Below are 18,349 nucleotides of genomic sequence, written 5' to 3'. Positions count from 1 at the left end.
TAAATTCAAGGGGTGATGGCATGTGCTCCGCTCTTATCAGAAAGCATTCTTTTAAAAGTGAATCGAAAACCTTCGTTTTAGGCACTATTTGAAAATAGTGCTTTTTTGTTTCTACTGAAGCGAATCGACATTTTTAAATTCTTCAGTTGACCTTCCCCTTAACTGAAAGGTTTATACTTTGATCAGATCAACAAAACGGAGGAGATGCAGGATGTTCAAGATCGGCGATTTTTCTATGTTGAGTAAAGTGCCTGTTAAAACCTTAAGATATTATGACCAAATTGATTTATTAAAGCCTAAGCAGATTGATCAAGATTCGGGATACCGTTATTACTCAGCTGAGCAGCTGCTCGAAGTCAATCGAATTTTTCTGTACAAGGAATTGGGCTTTACGTTAAAGCAAATGGCTCAGCTTCTTCGGGAAGATATTTCGGTAGAGCAGATTCAGGGCATGTTTCTGCTGAAAGAAAGTGAGATTCAGCAATTGATCGAGAGAGAACAACAGAAATTAGCGCGTATTAAGGAGCGGATGCACCTCATTAAACGAGAGGGGTGTGTTGAAAAAGAACAGGAGGTCATTATCAAATCTGTTGAAAGCAAAAGCATCATGTCTTTTCAATCCAACGGAACTGTTGACGAAATTCCTTCATTCTTTCAAACGTTTCATCATTTATTACTTAAAAATCAACAAGAATCGATCTCGGGACCACAAGTGGTGCTGTGGAGGGAATCAATGGAAAAAGAAAGTGAGTTCGAATTTGAGGTGGGGTATTCCGTCAAATCGTTAAGGGGCACTCTTCCTCAAGGAATCAAGATACGTACGTTACCTGCAGAAGAAACCATGGCGACACTGTTATTTCATTCACATTCTCCATCCGCACAAACTGCTTGTATTGACCTGGCGACATGGATCGAAAATAATGGATACCGCGTGAAAGAAGACCAGCCGGGCCGAGAGATTTATTACCCTTTGTCTGAAAATGAAGAAGGCAGACTCATTGAAATTCAAATTCCTATTAAAGATGAGATCAAATCGTAAACTTTGCCCAAAGGAGAAACGTCACGATGAAAAATAAAACCGTTGTCTATTTACTTGCATTAGCAGCCTTTTTAATTGGAACGATCGAATATATCATTACAGGCATTATCCAGATGGTCGCAGATGATTTACATGTCACGACGTCTGCTGCTGGATTATTGGTCACGTCTTTAGCTCTCTCAGCAGCAATCGGCGCACCGATTGTCATTGCACTCACAATCAATATGGACCGCAGAAAAATATTATCATGGATGCTGATCATTTTTATTTTAAGTAATTTCATCACAAGTGTCAGCCATTCGTTTGAAATGGTGATGATGACAAGGATTTTACAAGGAATCAGTGGGGGGACTGCTATTGTAGTGGCAATGGCTGTTGCGACTCGTCTTGTAGAACGTGAAAAAAGAGGAACAGCCATTGGCATCATTTTAATGGGATTAAGCAGCTCCTTGGTTTTAGGTGTTCCAATCGGGACATTTCTAAGCAGTATGATCGGATGGAAAGCATTATTCGCAACCATTGGATTGATCACGCTTATTCCGCTGATTGTTGTGTATAGGCGAATTCCGTCTATGAAAGAACAAGAACCGGTGACACTTGGTATGCAATTATCGATCTTAAAAGATAAGCGAATATTACTTGCGGTGGCAGTGACGCTATTCTATGTAGGTGGATATTCCACGTTATTTACCTATTTAACGCCCTTCCTGCAAGCATCAGCAAACCTTAGTATCACAGAAATCAGTGGCATTTTATTACTAGCTGGAATATGCAGCTTTTTGGGCTCCAGCCTTGGAGGGATTGCAGCAGATAAAAAGGGCCCAATATTCACGATTTTCTCTGGAATCATTCTGCAAATCATCATGCTCATGCTGCTAGCATTTGTCACAGGGAATCTCGTGGTCATGGTGGCTGTCATCATGATATGGATGATCGCTACATGGAGCACATCACCAGCTCAGCAGCTATATCTTGTCACACTTGTACCAAAATCTCCTGATATCGCATTAAGTGTCAATACATCATTTATTCAATTCGGATTTGCCTTAGGCTCTGGTGTAGGAGGGATTGTGTTAAGCGAAACATCTATATTAAACCTAAGCTGGATCAGTGCTGGAACCGTTTTTCTCGCTTTACTCATGACCATTCTAATGGTGGCGTTTGACCGATTTTCTCAGCATAAGAGTTTGAAGGTGATCGAACAAGGAAGCTAACTTAAATTCAATTTTGTATAGAAGGAACTACTTATTTCGGGTAGTTCCTTTTTGATTTGAAGAATGAACCAGTGAAGTTGTTTATTTGCTACAATAGGAGTCAATATCCAAAGAATGAAGGCATCAACAAATTTCTTTTAAAAACGATGAATGTCTAACAAAAGAACTGCTAGACGAGGAGAGAAAATAGAATGCAAATAAGTGAGGATATCATCAATCGAAAAGGCGCTCGAAAGGGGACTGATATCCCTCGTGACGTCTGGACCCTTTTGAATCAGGGAGAGATCGAAAGTGTGAATTTAACTGAATGGCTGGCTGTCAATCATATGACGCTAATACAGCATGTTTTGCCGTCCGTTGGTTTAGACCATTATATAGACGATATTTCATCTGAGATCACTAAACAAAAAGCTGAATCAGGAATGAAAGCAATTCGTCTCATCGGTCAATTGTTAGATGAAGTGCTACACAAAGAGAATGAGGAAAAACAAGCGGAAGTACTACAGGCATTTGCTCACCACGTATCTGATAGCGTTCGCTGTTGGGCTGCTTATATGAACAAACAACGTTTATCAACTCTGAAAGAGAAACTTGCGTACATTCAGCCATTTGCAGCTGATCATCATTTTGGTGTTCGAGAAATTGCGTGGATGTCCGTGAGAGAAAGCCTCAGTCATCAGCTTGATCAAAGAATAGAATATTTAACAGAATGGGCAAAAAGCGGGGATGAAAATCTTCGCCGGTTCTCTGTAGAGGCGATCCGTCCTAGAGGGGTATGGACAAAGCATATTGAGTTATTAAAACAAGAGCCAGAGAGGGCGCTGCCTATTCTAAATTTACTCAAATCCGATCCATCAACATATGTTCAAGATTCTGTAGGAAACTGGCTCAATGACGCTAGTAAAACACAGCCAAATTGGGTCATGAACCTTTGCGAACAGTGGTCTAAGGAATCTGATACAAAAGCGACTAGCAGAATTATCAAGAAAGCGAAGAGAACGATTTGTGAAGGGGAATCTGTGAATAAGAGCTTGAACTGAAATCCTTTTTTGAGGGGATTTCTATCTATAAATCATTCAGAAAGAAAAGTCTCAAAGCGAGCTCAGTAAACAGATTGCCCCATTTCGTGGGATATAGTCTCTTCAATTCTGCATTCTATATATATCTTATCCTCTCATTGTCATACTTTTGAATGAAATTGACTCAATAGAATTGACGCAAGAGCCATGAATAGGTGAAGATGAAATAAACTGTAAGATAAAGGGAGACAAATGATGATACATATCGTATTTGGGGCAGCACCTGCCGGTAGTTTAAAACAAGCATTACGTGAAATGAAGCAAGATCAAGTAAATAATATTATCGCCTTTGATGACATTTATTCGATTGGACCCCTTTTGCATTTGCATGAACATGAAGGACAGGAGAAGCGTATAGAGTGGCTGCGTAACGTGATATCAAATGAATTTGGCTATTTTGATGACATGGTCAACGATCAGCATAGAATGCTTCAACAAATAAAAGATATAAAAGATGGTACGCGTATCCTCATCTGGACAGGCAGTAATGCACATGAGCAAATTGGTTTACGATATGCCATCTATTTATTAAAAGAGAAAAACATTGAATTGACTCTACTCAATACAACGACTGCATTTGATCAGCTGTTCAATACAAATACAAGACGAATGGATATTCGCCATGCCGGGGAAATTACAACTGAAAAATTGAAGGTTTTGTACAGATGTAAAGAGCACATTCACGCAGTATCAAAAGAAGAAAGAGAGAAATTACAAAACGAATGGCTTTCATTTGCTAAAGAAAATCATACGCTGCGGATATGGCAAAAAGGAAAAACGATCAGTGTACCAGAAGATGAATTTGATGCTTATTTAGTGAAAATGGCTAAGCGGCTTCATCAGTCCGAGCCAGAAGAGGAGTACATCGTAACTCCACGCTTAATAGGAGAAGTCATTGGTCATTTAGATCAGTATATCGGTGATGATTTTATCGAGTATCGGATAAAGAGATTAATTGATCAAGGCATTTTTGACATGATAGGACGACGAACTTCCATGCGTTATTACTCAATTAAACTGACAGAATTCGGTCAGCACTTCAAAAAATGGGTGTGCTGCCGTGAATTTGAGGATCATCCTTTTGTGAAAATTGAAGGAGATTACGGTGGTGAACCTTTTCATTGTGGGTATTGTCAATGTCATCTAGAAAGAGATGATATACCAATGAGCGATACACTTTTCTCAAAGATTTGGAATTGGAACATACAGTATGGCCGCTGGTTTGACGAAGAGACAGATGATTTGGTGCCAAATGGCGCAGACATGGAAAAGAAATTCAATCAAGAAGGAGAGCGTATCACTGAAGAAGTGAAACGAGCCTTATCCCCTGCGTTTCAAATTGAATACAGCCCAAGTAAATACACGCAACACATCATTTAAAGAATGAATTTCAATTGCTCTGCACAAAATAAAGCTTTACATGTTCTATCATCATCATGTAAGATATGGAGAAATTAAAAGCGAAGAAAAGGACATGAGCCATTTTTACTGGTTACCAGAGAGGGAAGTCACGCTGAAATCTTCCTAACGCAGGAAATGGTCTTACCACCTTTGAGCTGTATTGGGGAAAATTGAAGTATCCAATACCGTCTACGCCACGTTACGGCACCAGAGCCATAAAGCGAATACGCGTTATGGGAATTTGGGTGGAACCACGGATCACACATTCGTCCCTTTATGAGGGATGGGTGTGTTTTTTTGTTCACTCAACTATCATCAGGCTTTGAAAAGGACATGAGCAGCTTTTATCGGTTACTAGAGAGGGAAGTCACGCTGAAATCTTCCTAACGCAGAAAAGTTGTCTTACCACCTTTGAGCTGTATTGGGGAAAATTGAAGTATCCAATACCGACTATGCCACGTTACGGCACCAGAGCCATAAAGCGAAAATGCGTTATGGGAATTTGGGTGGAACCACGGATTACACATTCGTCCCTTTATGAGGGATGGGTGTGTTTTTTTATATCAAAAAATGAAAGGTGTGTCAGTCATGAAAGAAAACATGGTGAAGATTCAATTTCCAGATGGAAAGATAAAGGAGTTTTCTGCAGGTACGACTGTCGCAGGTGTTGCCTCCCATATTAGCCCGAGTTTAAGGAAAAAAGCAGTGGCAGGAAAGATCAATGATCAATTGGTCGATTTAAGTCACCAGCTGGACAGCGATGCTGGGCTGTCTATTGTCACACTCGATTCAAAAGAAGGGCTTGAAGTGCTGCGCCATACATCTGCACACGTATTAGCCCAAGCGGTGAAAAGGTTATATGACAATGTCACACTTGGAATCGGACCTGTCATCGAAAATGGATTTTACTATGATATGAAGCTAAATCAAACATTAAGCGTAGAGGATTTGGCAGAGATTGAAAAAGAGATGGAAAAGATCATAAACGAGAATCATCTCATCCAAAGAAAGGAGGTCTCTTACAAAGAAGCTGAATCGTTGTTTGCACATGATCCATATAAGCTGGAGATTTTAAAACGACTCCCATCTGAAGAAGCCATCACAGTGTATCAGCAGGGTGAATTTATCGACTTATGCCGCGGGCCTCATTTACCTTCTACTGGGTTCGTAAAGTCATTTAAACTAACACGTGTTGCAGGTGCTTATTGGCGGGGTGACAGTCATCAAGATGTATTGCAGCGAGTGTATGGTGTAGCGTTTCAACTTCCAAAACATCTAGCTGAGTATCTTCATTTCATGGAAGAAGCAAACAAGCGTGATCACCGGAAATTAGGGAAACAATTATCTCTGTTCATGTTTTCGGAAGAAGCGCCAGGTATGCCGTTTTATTTACCAAAAGGTCAGCTTGTCAAAAATGAATTAATGGCTTTTTCTAGAGAAGTGCGAGGCAAAGCGCAATATGAAGAAGTGAGCACACCGTTTATGATGAACCAAGAGCTTTGGGAAAAGTCGGGACATTGGGATCATTATCATGAAAATATGTATTTCTCAGAAGTAGACCATACAAGCTTTGCTTTAAAGCCTATGAATTGTCCAGGACATATGCTCATGTTTAAAAACAGCTTATTTTCATACAGAGACCTTCCGATCAGGATGGCTGAGTTTGGTCAGGTGCATCGTCATGAATTTAGCGGAGCATTAAATGGATTGTTCAGGGTCAGAACATTTTGCCAAGATGATGCCCATATTTTTTTGAGAGAAGATCAAATTGAAGCTGAAATCAAACGGATTTTCCAATTAGTTGATCATGTGTATCGGACATTTGGGTTTGAGTACTCTGGGGAACTATCCACTCGTCCTGAAAAAGCGTTAGGCGATGATGCCATTTGGGATATCTCTGAATCAGCGCTAAAGAATGTGCTTGATCGGCTAAAAGTCGATTATCAGCTAAATGAAGGAGATGGGGCATTTTATGGCCCGAAAATCGATTTTCATATAAAAGATGCCTTGCAGCGGAGCCATCAGTGCGCCACAATTCAGTTAGATTTTCAAATGCCTGAGAAATTTGATTTAACATATATCAATGAAAAGAATGAAAAGGTACGGCCAGTTGTCATTCATAGTGCCATTTTCGGTTCTCTGGATCGTTTCCTTGGCATTCTCATCGAGCATTTTGCAGGCGCCTTCCCGTTATGGCTGGCACCAGTACAAGTACAAATCATCCCTGTCTCAACGGTTCACCTTGATCACTGCCTTGAGATGCAGCAGCAATTAAGAAAGATCAGAATAAGAGTGACAATCGATGAACGGGATGAAAAACTCGGCTATAAAATGAGAGAAGCACAAATGCAAAAAATCCCTTATATCGCTGTCATTGGCGATACAGAAATGGAAGAAAAAACACTGAACATCAGACAGCATGGAGAAAAGACATCTAGACAGCTGTCTGTTGATGACTTTAAACACCTGGCAGCCCACCAAATAAAAAACAGATCAGCTGTTCAAATATGATGTGCTGATTTCATGAAGAAAGATAAGACGTTCATTGAATGATGGGCGTCTTTTCATTTGCGAAAAAAGCCGAATTGACAGTAGAAAGGGAAAATATTGAAACATTTTTTCGGTAAAATCGTAATAAAGATAGAGCGTTCAACAGAAACATTTAAAACGGAGAGGAGTATTACATGGAACAAGCTGCACTGAAAAAGATGAGGACGAAACAAATAGCTGTCTCTAATTTAATAGCCGTTATCATAATCGTCGCTTTTTTAATGTTGATTCAAATTGTTGAAATTCGATTTACACATTTCTTTCTTTGTTTAGGAATTTTAATGCTCCTTCAAAGCATTTATGGTTTTATTAAAAAAGGATCAACAAAGTCTTTCATTCCAATTTTCGAGCAGATAGCTATTTATGAAAAAGAAAAATTGGGGAAAGAGTGGGAGAAAGAACAGAAGATGGATAATGTTTGGAAACTGATATTGAGTGGGCTTATGTTCTTTCAGTCTTTTAGCTTCCAAGATGTATCGAACCCATTCTTTGATATCCAACCTTTATTTCTACTTTTCTTATTGATTATGGCTCTAGCTCTTATCAATATAAGCATGCTTTTTCGCTTTAGAAAAATCGACCGATCGACTGATGGAGAATTAACAGGCTATACAAAAGAGTCAAACATAATGGGAATTGCTTTAGGATTCTTGTCAGTAATCATCATCTTCATCTTTATCGTTATTTTTGTTCTTCCATAAAACTTAACCAATTTGAGGTGAAACCATTGAATGCAAACATACAACAATTGATTGATCAGACAAAGGCGAAATTTGGCTTAGATCTTTATCATCTAAAAAGACACAGCTTTCATCGTTACGTCAACATGTTTAATGAAACGATTTATACATTCAATATGGAATGGTTCCCCTCTCATGAAACGGAACCTGAGGACGACGATTTAAACCCAGACGGCACAGCCATTATTGAAGTGAATTTGAATACGGGACAGGTGGAAACAGTTATTTTTGTCATGGACAAAACCTATGCGCAGCATGGTGTCACATTTAAGAGACCATATCCAGCTCATGTCATTCAATGGATCGAACAAGAAACAGGGTTAATCTATGGTGAGCATTTTCACATGCATCAGAAGGAGAAAGGGGGACTTTTTTTCGAAGAAGCAATAGATGGTGTGAAAGTGACGCCTTCAGGCAGAATTGAGGTGAAATGGGATGAACATGGACAGCTCATGTACTTTACACACCACGGACCATTTTTAGCCAAAACATTACTGAGAGCTGAGGAATATGTGCTTTCTATTGATAAGCTGGAGAACTTAGCCGAGCAGCAAGTGCAGCAGTTTCAATGGCCTTCCTTCGAGCACAATCGAATTCGAACAATTTATGCATTAGAAGAAATCTATGTCAAGAACGATGGAACAGGAACTATACCGTTTGAAATTGGGCGTGAAGAAACACTTTGTATACACATGAATGAGATCATTGAATGGAATGAACCGTTAAACAAAGCCTTTGAAAAAAAGGAAATGAATATCCATGAGGACATTTCAGCTGAACAAGCTTTCTCATTGGAGCCTTCACCGGATACCATCCCGATATCAAAAGAAGAGCAAACTGAGTGTATAAAAGCAGTCCGAACCTTTTTGGCGCAAAAATATTCAAAGGATACAGGAAAGTGGGTTCTGAAAACACTCCATCGTGATCATGGATACATCCATGCGATATTAAAAACGAACGGGCAAGAAGGCAGTGGATTTATGGACAAGATCAAGGTCTTCATTGACGCCAGCTCGTTTGAAGCCGTTAATTACATAGATAAAAAAGAAATGTTTCAAGTGTGCGGGATACTGAGTCCCTCTCAATCGGCAAGTGAAATTACTGTATCTCAGAAAGAAGCCTTTGAAAAATTGAGAGAACGTCTTGAACTTACACCTATCTACGTCTATGACGAAGTGCAAAAACAATATGTTCTATGCGGAAAGCTCGATTGCCATGATGGTATTGATGCAGAGAGCGGCGAAGTGTTTTCTTTGAAAGACCTCTCATAATGTCTGAAAGAACAGTGAGGAGCTGTTCTTATTTGTCTCATTGCACCAATTTTTTGAAGAAATTTGGAATTTTGTAGCAGGAAGTTGTCGTTTCATCACGAAAGAAACAGATAAGAATATGATCATAGGTCCATCGGTTGGAATATAGTAGACGTCATACATATGAAACACTCATGACAGTAAACATGATCTACAATGCTTTTTGAAGAAAAATGAAATCGTGTCTCTAGTAGTATACGACATTTGGTGGACTGACATCTTAGGATGACTTTGAATATGTTTGTTTTAGGTAAGCTTGAAGCCATGATAGAAGAAAGTGAGGATATCTACCTTGAGTACATTGGAAGTGTTTCGTCAGTTTTTGGTTGACCATTATCCTGCGTTACAAGATGAACTTTGGCTGAAAGATGTTGATACCCTTCGAATCTCTCCTATTCTTCATCCTTTTCTGAAAAGCAAGCTGCCAGAGGGGATCGAAAAATTCACTTGTGTACTATTCACGCAGCAGACAGATCAAACCGCTGCACCGCTCAAAGTATACCTTCTATTAGATGAATATGAGCAATCACTTTACGCCATTGATTTGATGAATGAACAAATCGTGCTTCATTAATACAGAAGCAAAAAGCTGCTTGAGAAGCTCTCAAGCAGCTTTTTTTGATGAACATTAGTCGATCATATCAACCAATCTTCGGTTCAAGTTGTCCAATTCTTTCTTTGTTGGAAAAGAGCTGATCAGCAGTGTATATCGTCCAAATTGAATAGGGAGCTCGGTATCGGTCACGATCATATCAATCCCAAGTTGATCCATCGTTACATCATTTAATGTATTTTCTGGACTTGTAAAAGTGTGAATGAGAGGAGGCACGCTTAATTTAATTAAATCTGCTATAAACAAACTATGATAATAGCCTAATGTTGAAATAACAAATATGTTCAACACGTTTCTTCGCTCCATTTCAAATTGAACAAGCCCTCTCCAGGTAGACGTAATGATACGGATCAATTCCCGTTCATTTTTCACAAAAGAAGCGAGTATATCGTCTGTTTTTAACTCTTGGATGATATGAGTAATCCTCGAATAGAAGTAAGGAAGCTGCTCTTTCACCTCTGATAAATAACTCGATTTCTTTTTGAAAAGGAATCCATCTCTCACGGTAATTTCCTTAGAATACACATAATATTGGAGAAGAATCAGTGTCATCACCTTGCGATTAGCCACCTCTTGATGATAAATCAACTCCAATTGATTGATAAATGAATGAATGGCTTCAAAGAGGTGTGGTGTATGCGATTGAAAGAACGTCAACTTTTCTTCGACAGATTCAATTGATTTAAAGTGGCCAATAGCTGGTTCGATCAATAGTAAAAAGACAAATTCGTGATGATCCAGTGTAATACCAAAAATGTCCTTTGTCATTTGGCAAATGTGCTCTTCCCAGTTTTTGATTTGATTATAGATACCTTTGGCTGTAGAGGTCTGTTTTTCTTCATTCATCGAGTACGTATAATTGCGTCGTATGGTAAAATTTTTCCTCACTCGGTGAATGGAAACACCGAGCCACAGGCAGTATTTATCTATAGCCACATCTGGTACATGGACTTCGAGCACCTGAAATAGCTCTTGTAATAAATCAACTGCGTCTTGCTTTTGAATATCATCGAATGGCCAAAGCCGGCTTCCATACACTTCAAACAAAAACTCAACAAAGAATTGACGAATCTCCTTCTCATTCCCATGGAACTGCATACTATCTGGGCGTAACTCGATGTCATAGGATGTAAGGATCGAATTGATTTTATGAATGGTGTTATACAATGTGGATCTACTAATATTAAGCGTGTCCATCCATTCATAGAAAGACCTGTTTTGTTCGAAAAAAATGCCGTCAATCAATCGAATTTCAATCGTATCTTTTAAAATTTCTTTGATATAGTAGTCTACTCGTATCGTCTGTGTATAACAAATGGATATGCCTTGTCTTGGCTTTATGTGGATTAACGGCTCTCCATTCTCTGTTTTGAACGATTTCATTTGTTCTAAATCGCTTTGAATGGCACGAACCGAACCGATATGTTCATTCGATATTTCTTGAAGGCTCCACCACTTATTTTTGGATACAAGCAGTTTTAAAATTTTTATCCATCTCTTTGATTTATTATCAATGAGCTCCATCAAACAACTAACTCCTTCCCCTCGCTTGCCTTATATATTATGAAGTTCAGATAAAGAACATATGATTCTCAAAATAGGCATGAAATGATTGTAATGTTTAGGCTAAATCGTTTTGTCTTCACTTTTGATGATAAAAGAGAAAAAAATTAGACGAAAACAAATGTTATGCGCTGATTCTCCATATTTTTCTTTTAAAAGGTGATAAGTAAGCCATGAATCCTATAAAAATGGATCATTTTAGATATTTTGTTTATTTTTTTGCTGTTGAAACGGTAAATGTAAGAATAAAAAGCAGAAGCTTTTTGATTACCATATGAAAGGGAGTAGAAAGGAATGCGATCTATATGATGCTGAACTGACTCACCATACATACCATATGATACATGCTTGTTTCATATGAACGAACCATATGTGAATACATGATTATATAAGCATGTAAACATCATTTATTGTTCATTCCAGTATAAATAGAAAATTAACATTTATTTTTTCATGATCCCTCTCACTATTCCCCATTTCTATAGACCCCTATCCAGTTACTATATCCACTACTCATGATTACCTTTCAAGCTCATGATTGATCATCTCATTTTATTCATAGGGTCTTAAGGTGCAATTTTTAGAAAATATTTGATTAGAAACGGAGTGGTTTATCAGACAAGATACAAATGGTTTTTTATCGTTGTTGAAAATTAATTTTAGAAAAGGGTGGATGTATTGAAAAGAATATTGTCATTGGCTCTCATCGCGGTGTTAGTCATACAGTCTAGTATATTAGGAATCTTGCCTCTGGCAGGGGCACAAGCCAAAGAAAGCCAAGAAAACATTTATGGGGATATTGAGTTTGCTGATAGCGAAGGAAACAAGTTATCAAACATGGAAGATCAGCAAGTAAGAAAGGCCACTGTCCATTGGTCTATAAAAGGAATTGATCTAAAAAAGCAATATCCGTATGTTCTCTCTCTTCCTTCAGCCATTCAGGTAGAGAAGGAGCAGAATGAACCAATTATTGTCAATGAAGTATCTGTTGGAGAGTATACCGTTTCAAAACAAAATGAAGTGACGGTCATATTTAAAGAAGATGTTGAGCTTGATCCAAATTTAGAAGGAGCAATAGACATCGATGTCACTAGTATATCTGAGCAAAAAGAGAAAACAAAGCAAAACGAGCGTGAAGAAAGCCTATCAAAAGATGACTCAACCTCATCTGAGGAAGACAAAGCAGCTAAGAATCAAGAAGCCGCTCAAACGAAACAAAGCGATAAGGATGAATTACTAAAAAACAAAGTGAACGTATCTAAGCGTGTAGGGCTGCAAAGTGTTTCAAAACAAATGCTGATACAAGAAAATCTCCTCACTGATGCGAAATTGATATTTGAAGATCAGGAAGGAAATTCAGTTGATAGGCCTGATATCAACTCGCTGATTTCCATTAACTATAAGTGGGCCATCCCGAATGGGCATAGCTATAATGGCGGTGATGAATTCCATTTCAAGGTTCCAGAGGAATTAGTGATTTACGAAAAAATCGATCGTCTCGAGATGAAATTTAATCAAGCAACCATTGGTTATTTTTCTGTAGATGAAAGTGGAAATGCCTCCATCGAATTCACTGACTTTATCAAACAATATTCAAATATCCATGGAACACTTCAAGTGTGGACGCAATTAGATCAAAAAACTGTCATTACTGAAGAAAAAGAAGTGGTCATTACTCCAATTGAAGGCAAAGATACGATATCGATCCCGATTCAATACATTCCAAATGGCCCAAATGTCTCTAAAAAGGGGAAACCCAATCGATCTTACAATGCTGAAACCATTCAATGGACAGTCGATTTTAATATGGACTTAGACGATGTGAAACAAGCGAGACTGTTAGATCCGATTCAAGAAGGTCAAGCGTTAAAAAAAGATTCAATCAAGCTTTACCGTGTTGATACAAAGCTAAATGGTGAAACCTCGCTTGGTCAGCTGCTTGACGAAAACCACTACACCATCGGCCAAACAGCAGATGGTCAAGATTTCACGATTGAATTTAAAGATGACGTGCATCTAGCTTACCGTTTAATGTATGAAACGGACATTACGAATCAAGATCAGTCTGCGTTTCGTAATAAAGCGTCCCTTGTCTCTGCTGATAAAGTGATTAGTTCAGCAGAAGGAACAGTGAATGTGACTAGAGGCAGCCCTTTAAATAAAAAAGCCGCCCACTACGACCCAGTCACACAGACGATTACCTGGGAAATTCGTTATAACTATAACGAAAAAACAATTGCTAAAAAGGATGCTTTGTTAGAAGACTTCTTTAATGGCACACAGGCGCTGATATCCGATTCATTTCAAGTCAAGGAAGTCACAATTGATCAGGATGGCAAAGAATCAGGAACAAAAGCGTTTGGAAATTATGTGGTTCAACCTCAAAAAAAGGATGAACAGAACGGGTTTACCTTGCAATTCAGTCAAGATATTCAATCGGCTTATCTCATCACATATCAAACAAAAGCAACCGAGCGGATTTTTGAAGCTGAAGAGATTATCAATACTGTAACAGCTGGCAAAGAGAGCAAACAAGGGAAGCAAAGAATTGACCAACAAATCCTAACGAAAAATCATGGAACACCGAATTACAAAAACAAGACCATTCCATGGCGTATCATCTTCAACAAAGATCAACAAACCATGAACAACCTGATATTAAAAGATACGTTTACAAACGAAGGATTGACGCTGCAAAAAGATAGTTTAAAAGTGACGACAGGAAATACAGTGCTTGAAGAAGGCACAGATTATCAAATAGTTGAACATGCAAATGGATTTGATATTCAATTTACGAAAGAAATAAAGACAGAACATGTAGTCACATATACAACGTCTTTTGATTATGAAAAAAGAGCAGATAAAGATCAAAAGAACTTGCGTAATCATGTAAAGCTTGAATGGGTAAATGAAGATGGCAAGGAATTGACGAAGGAAAATCAGTCTGTCTTCACGCCTGACACATACACGCAGTCAAATGGGTTCAAGAACGGAACATATGATGCAAAGAAAAAAGAGATCACCTGGAATATCGGTGTGAACTATAACTTGAAACATTTAGAAGAGGCGAAAATCGAGGATTTCATTCAAGGAAATCAGCGTTTGCTTAAAGATTCAATCACCATCTACTCGCTTGATTTACATGGCGGGGAAAATGGAGCAGAAGAAAAAGAGGTATTAGCGAAAGAACATTATGACATCAAATTCCTTGAAAATGAAAAGGGAGAATCAGGCTTCGAAGTCATTTTCAAAAATGCCATTGATTCCCCATACAAAATCACGTATCAAACAAGTGTTGAAGGAATGGATTTAGTACAGAAAACCTACGAAAATAAAGCGACCCTTTATGATCGAAAGACGAAAGAATCAGACGTGAACGCTGTAGTGTCCATTCCAAATGGAGGGAAATACACGAGCAAATCAGGAAATCAACAAGGGAAGGTCATTGATTGGAAACTGAATATCAATTTTGGTCAATCAACAGTCCAAGATGCGACGATTATAGACCATCCGAGCAGTAACCAAGCAATAATAGAAAACTCATTTCATCTCTATTCGACGACAATAGATGAAAAGGGGCAAGTGACCAAAAAGGAAGAGCTGGAAAAAGGGAAGGATTATGAGCTAGACCTTGAATTCGATCCAGACTCTTTTCAAATCAAATTTAAAGAAGACATCACCAGACCATATATTTTAGAATATCAATCTCTCATTTTAGATAAGGTGGGAAGTACACTTCAAAACGAAGTAACGTTTAGAGGTGAAAATGTAAAAGAAATAAAAAAGGAATCCGAAGCCTCAATTGTGGTAAAACGCACCGCTGGCATGGGAGATGGCACGGGAGCGATTGGCGCTTTAACCATTAAAAAGGTAGATGCGAGTAGTGGAAAAGTGCTAAAAGGAGCAAGCTTTTCTCTGACAGATGCTGCGAGCGGTATCGTCATTGGAACAAAGGCAACAGATGAAGAAGGAGCTCTTCGATTTGATCGTCTCTTGTATGGTGACTATATAGTGACAGAGGTGAAAGCACCTGATGGTTATATGAAGACCAAAGAACCGATCCATGTAACGATTGATCAGCCTTACGAATCAGGAGATCAAGCGAAAACAGGAAATAGCATGACGGTGCAGAACCAAGAAATCCGCCAGCATGTCAAGTTAACAAAAAAAGACAAAGAGACGGGTGCAGCATTAGAAAATGCAGAATTTGAACTAAGAAATGAATCTGGAGATACCGTCCAAACCCATTTGAAAACGGATGAAAAAGGAGAAATTCTTTTCAAACATCTTGAGCCAGGTTCCTATTATTTCGTTGAGACAAACGCACCGAAAGGCTATCAATTAAATCAGCAAAAATGGCCGTTCACAATTAAAGAGAATCAAACAGAAACAACGACTGTAACCGCAGTAAATGACATGATAAAAGGCTCTGCAGAATTGAGCAAAATAGGCGAAGGCGGAGAGAGACTAGAAGGTGCACAATTCAAGCTCTTAGATCAAGATGGGCATGAGCTAAATGATTCGATTGTCACAGGAGAAAATGGCAAGATCACGATAAACGAACTAAGACCGGGTACGTATCAGCTCATTGAAACAAAAGCACCTGATGGTTATGTATTAGATGAAACGCCAATCAAATTTGAAGTACCACTCGATCCAAAGGAACCAGTCATCATTTCGAAAAAGAACCTCTATGAAACAAGTGCATTAGAAGTGATGAAAGAAGGGGAAGATGGCAAGAAGCTTCAAGGTGTTCGATTTGAAATCATGGATCAAAATGATGAAGTTGTGCGTAAAGATTTGACAACAGATGAAGATGGGAAGCTTTTGGTCGACAACCTCAAACCGGGCAAATATCAGCTCGTGGAGACAGAGAGTATTGATGGTTACCAAAAGAAAAATAAACCTTATCCTTTTACCATCGAAGTCGCACAAAAAACTCAGGCAGAGATCAAAGTAATCAATGATCTTAAAACTGGAGCTGTCCAGCTCACGAAGCTCGGTGAAAAGAATGATGTGCTTAAAGGAGCAGAATTTAAGCTTTTAGATGCAAATGGAAAAGAGATTGAAACGGGTCTCGTCTCAGATCAGAACGGGCAGATCACAATCAGCGATCTTAAACCTGGAACCTATCAGTTTGTTGAAACGAAGGCTCCATTCGGTCATGAGCTTGACGAAACACCTGTCACTTTTGCTATTCCATTTAACCCACAGAAGCTGGTCAGTGTCACAAAAGAAAATAGCCGCACAACAGGCGGAGTGCTGTTACACAAAAAAGGCGAAGATGGGAAATCATTAGAAGGGGTTGTCTTTGATCTATCTGATGCCAAAGGAAAGATAGTGGCAGGAGGAGAAGGGATTACAACCAATCAGGATGGAAAGATCACCTTCACAGGTCTAAAACCTGGAACCTATCAATTTGTTGAAAGAAAGAGTCTTGAAGGCTATGAATTGAGTGCGAAACCACTTGTCTTTCAAGTTGAATTAGGTCAAAAAAAGTTGATTCAAGTGGAGGCAATCAATCAGCTCAAGAAAGGTTCTGTAGAACTAACAAAAATAGGGGAAGAAAAAGAAAGATTGAAAGGCGCAGAATTTACACTTTTCAATGACGATGGTAAAGAATTGATGTCAGGTTTAACAACCAACGAGAAAGGCATCATCACTGTAAACGATTTGAAACCAGGCGCTTACCAATTGGTTGAAACGAAGGCTCCTTTTGGACATAAACTAGATGCAGAACCAGTAGACTTTAAGATTGATTTCAACCCAAATCAACTGGTGAAAGTAACGAAAGAAAATATTCGGACGACAAGTGCTGTGAAGCTTCAGAAAAAAGGGGAGGATGGACAGTTGCTCGCTGGGGTGACCTTTGACCTGATTGATGAGCATGATCAGCGTATTCAGAAAAACTTAAAGACAGACAAAAACGGTCAACTGACAGTCGATCAACTGAAACCAGGAACCTATCGATTTGTCGAAACAGCAAGCATTGCCGGCTATGAATTGGATCAGACACCTGTCTCATTTACGATTCGTTTAGGTCAAGACAAACCAGCAAAAGTAGAAATGATCAACAAACTGACGCCGGGAGCAGTGGAACTGACCAAAGTGGATGATGAGGGACATACGCTGGAAAATGCAGAGTTTGTTCTTCTAAGTAAAGAAGGGAAAACGTTGAAGAAATCACTTGTAACGGATCAAAAAGGAAAGCTCCACATCAACGATCTAAAACCGGGAGAATATCAATTCGTTGAAACGAAAGCACCTCACGGCTATCAATTGGATGATCAGCCGATCCTGTTTACAATTGAGAAAAATCAGCAGAAGCCACTTCAATTAACAGCGAAGAATCACTTGATGTTAGGAAGTCTGCGTATCATAAAAGTAGATCAGCAGACAGATAGAACCTTAAAAGGTGCAGCCTTTGACATTCGTACAAAAGCCGGGAAAACCATAAAATCTGTGACAACAGGAAAAGACGGAGAAGCCATTGTCAAAGGGCTTAAACCTGGTGAGTATATACTCACAGAGACGAAAGCTCCAAATGGTTATGTAGCTTTAAAGAAACCGCTCATCTTTACAATTCAAATGGGCGAAGTGGAGATCAAGACAATGATTGTGAAAAATGCACCAGTAGAGAATGAAGAGGACCACACGAATCCTCCAGCCTCACCTAAAGGTGATCAACATCCGCCTCATGACTCAAACGGTGAGCTGCCAAAGACTGGAGAAGAATGGCTGCGTTATTTGATGTATGCAGGGATTTTACTAGTAGCTTCTGGAACTGTTCTTCTTGTTGTCAGAAGAAGAACCATTCAGTAAAAGGAAGGAACGAGTGTA

General features: G+C 38.9%; 10 protein-coding genes and 2 other annotated features. Of the genes, 9 read left to right on the top strand and 1 reads right to left on the bottom strand.

The window, feature by feature from the left end; all coding sequences use genetic code 11:
• The first annotated feature begins 211 nt into the window (after positions 1-211).
• The 8 genes from C6Y02_RS12010 to C6Y02_RS11975 all read left to right on the top strand — a co-directional run bounded on the left by C6Y02_RS12010 (position 212) and on the right by C6Y02_RS11975 (position 9,907).
• Positions 212-1,039, top strand: coding sequence for a MerR family transcriptional regulator (locus tag C6Y02_RS12010; RefSeq protein WP_060595790.1), 828 nt, complete (start codon positions 212-214; stop codon positions 1,037-1,039).
• 26 nt (positions 1,040-1,065) lie between these two features.
• Positions 1,066-2,253 carry an MFS transporter gene (locus C6Y02_RS12005; protein WP_066031157.1) on the top strand — a complete coding sequence of 396 codons (1,188 nt, stop codon included), beginning with the start codon at positions 1,066-1,068 and terminating at the stop codon, positions 2,251-2,253.
• 191 nt (positions 2,254-2,444) lie between these two features.
• Entirely contained in the window at positions 2,445-3,293 is an 849-nt protein-coding gene (locus C6Y02_RS12000; RefSeq protein WP_106031329.1) for a DNA alkylation repair protein, read from the top strand.
• A 234-nt stretch (positions 3,294-3,527) separates the two neighbouring features.
• On the top strand, positions 3,528-4,712 hold the full coding sequence (locus C6Y02_RS11995) for a DUF1835 domain-containing protein (RefSeq protein WP_106031328.1): 1,185 nt from the start codon (positions 3,528-3,530) through the stop codon (positions 4,710-4,712).
• Between the two features lie 74 nt (positions 4,713-4,786).
• Positions 4,787-5,010 (top strand) — a binding site (T-box leader).
• Between the two features lie 36 nt (positions 5,011-5,046).
• Positions 5,047-5,271, top strand: a binding site (T-box leader).
• Between the two features lie 50 nt (positions 5,272-5,321).
• Complete coding sequence (gene thrS / locus C6Y02_RS11990) at positions 5,322-7,244, top strand: threonine--tRNA ligase (RefSeq protein ID WP_106031436.1); 1,923 nt, start codon at positions 5,322-5,324, stop codon at positions 7,242-7,244.
• Between the two features lie 173 nt (positions 7,245-7,417).
• Entirely contained in the window at positions 7,418-7,984 is a 567-nt protein-coding gene (locus tag C6Y02_RS11985; RefSeq protein WP_106031327.1) for a hypothetical protein, read from the top strand.
• A 26-nt stretch (positions 7,985-8,010) separates the two neighbouring features.
• Positions 8,011-9,294: a hypothetical protein gene (locus tag C6Y02_RS11980; protein WP_106031326.1), complete on the top strand. Its 1,284-nt coding sequence runs from the start codon at positions 8,011-8,013 to the stop codon at positions 9,292-9,294.
• A gap of 331 nt (positions 9,295-9,625) precedes the next feature.
• Positions 9,626-9,907, top strand: coding sequence for a hypothetical protein (locus tag C6Y02_RS11975; protein WP_003217864.1), 282 nt, complete (start codon positions 9,626-9,628; stop codon positions 9,905-9,907).
• 54 nt (positions 9,908-9,961) lie between these two features.
• Here C6Y02_RS11975 and C6Y02_RS11970 read toward each other — a convergent pair whose 3' ends face one another.
• Positions 9,962-11,470, bottom strand: coding sequence for an AcpB/EbpR/MafR family transcriptional regulator (locus C6Y02_RS11970; protein ID WP_106031325.1), 1,509 nt, complete (start codon positions 11,468-11,470; stop codon positions 9,962-9,964).
• Positions 11,471-12,187: 717 nt separating this feature from the next.
• Between C6Y02_RS11970 and C6Y02_RS11965 the strand changes: the two genes are divergently transcribed.
• Positions 12,188-18,331 (top strand): SpaA isopeptide-forming pilin-related protein, encoded by a 6,144-nt coding sequence (locus C6Y02_RS11965; RefSeq protein ID WP_106031324.1) that lies wholly within the window; start codon positions 12,188-12,190, stop codon positions 18,329-18,331.
• Positions 18,332-18,349: the final 18 nt, after the last annotated feature.

The organism is Bacillus sp. NMCC4 (assembly GCF_002998555.1).
GTDB lineage: Bacteria > Bacillota > Bacilli > Bacillales > Bacillaceae > Bacillus.
Note: the sequence above shows the minus strand (reverse complement) of the source record. Positions and strands in the feature narration are given on the sequence as shown.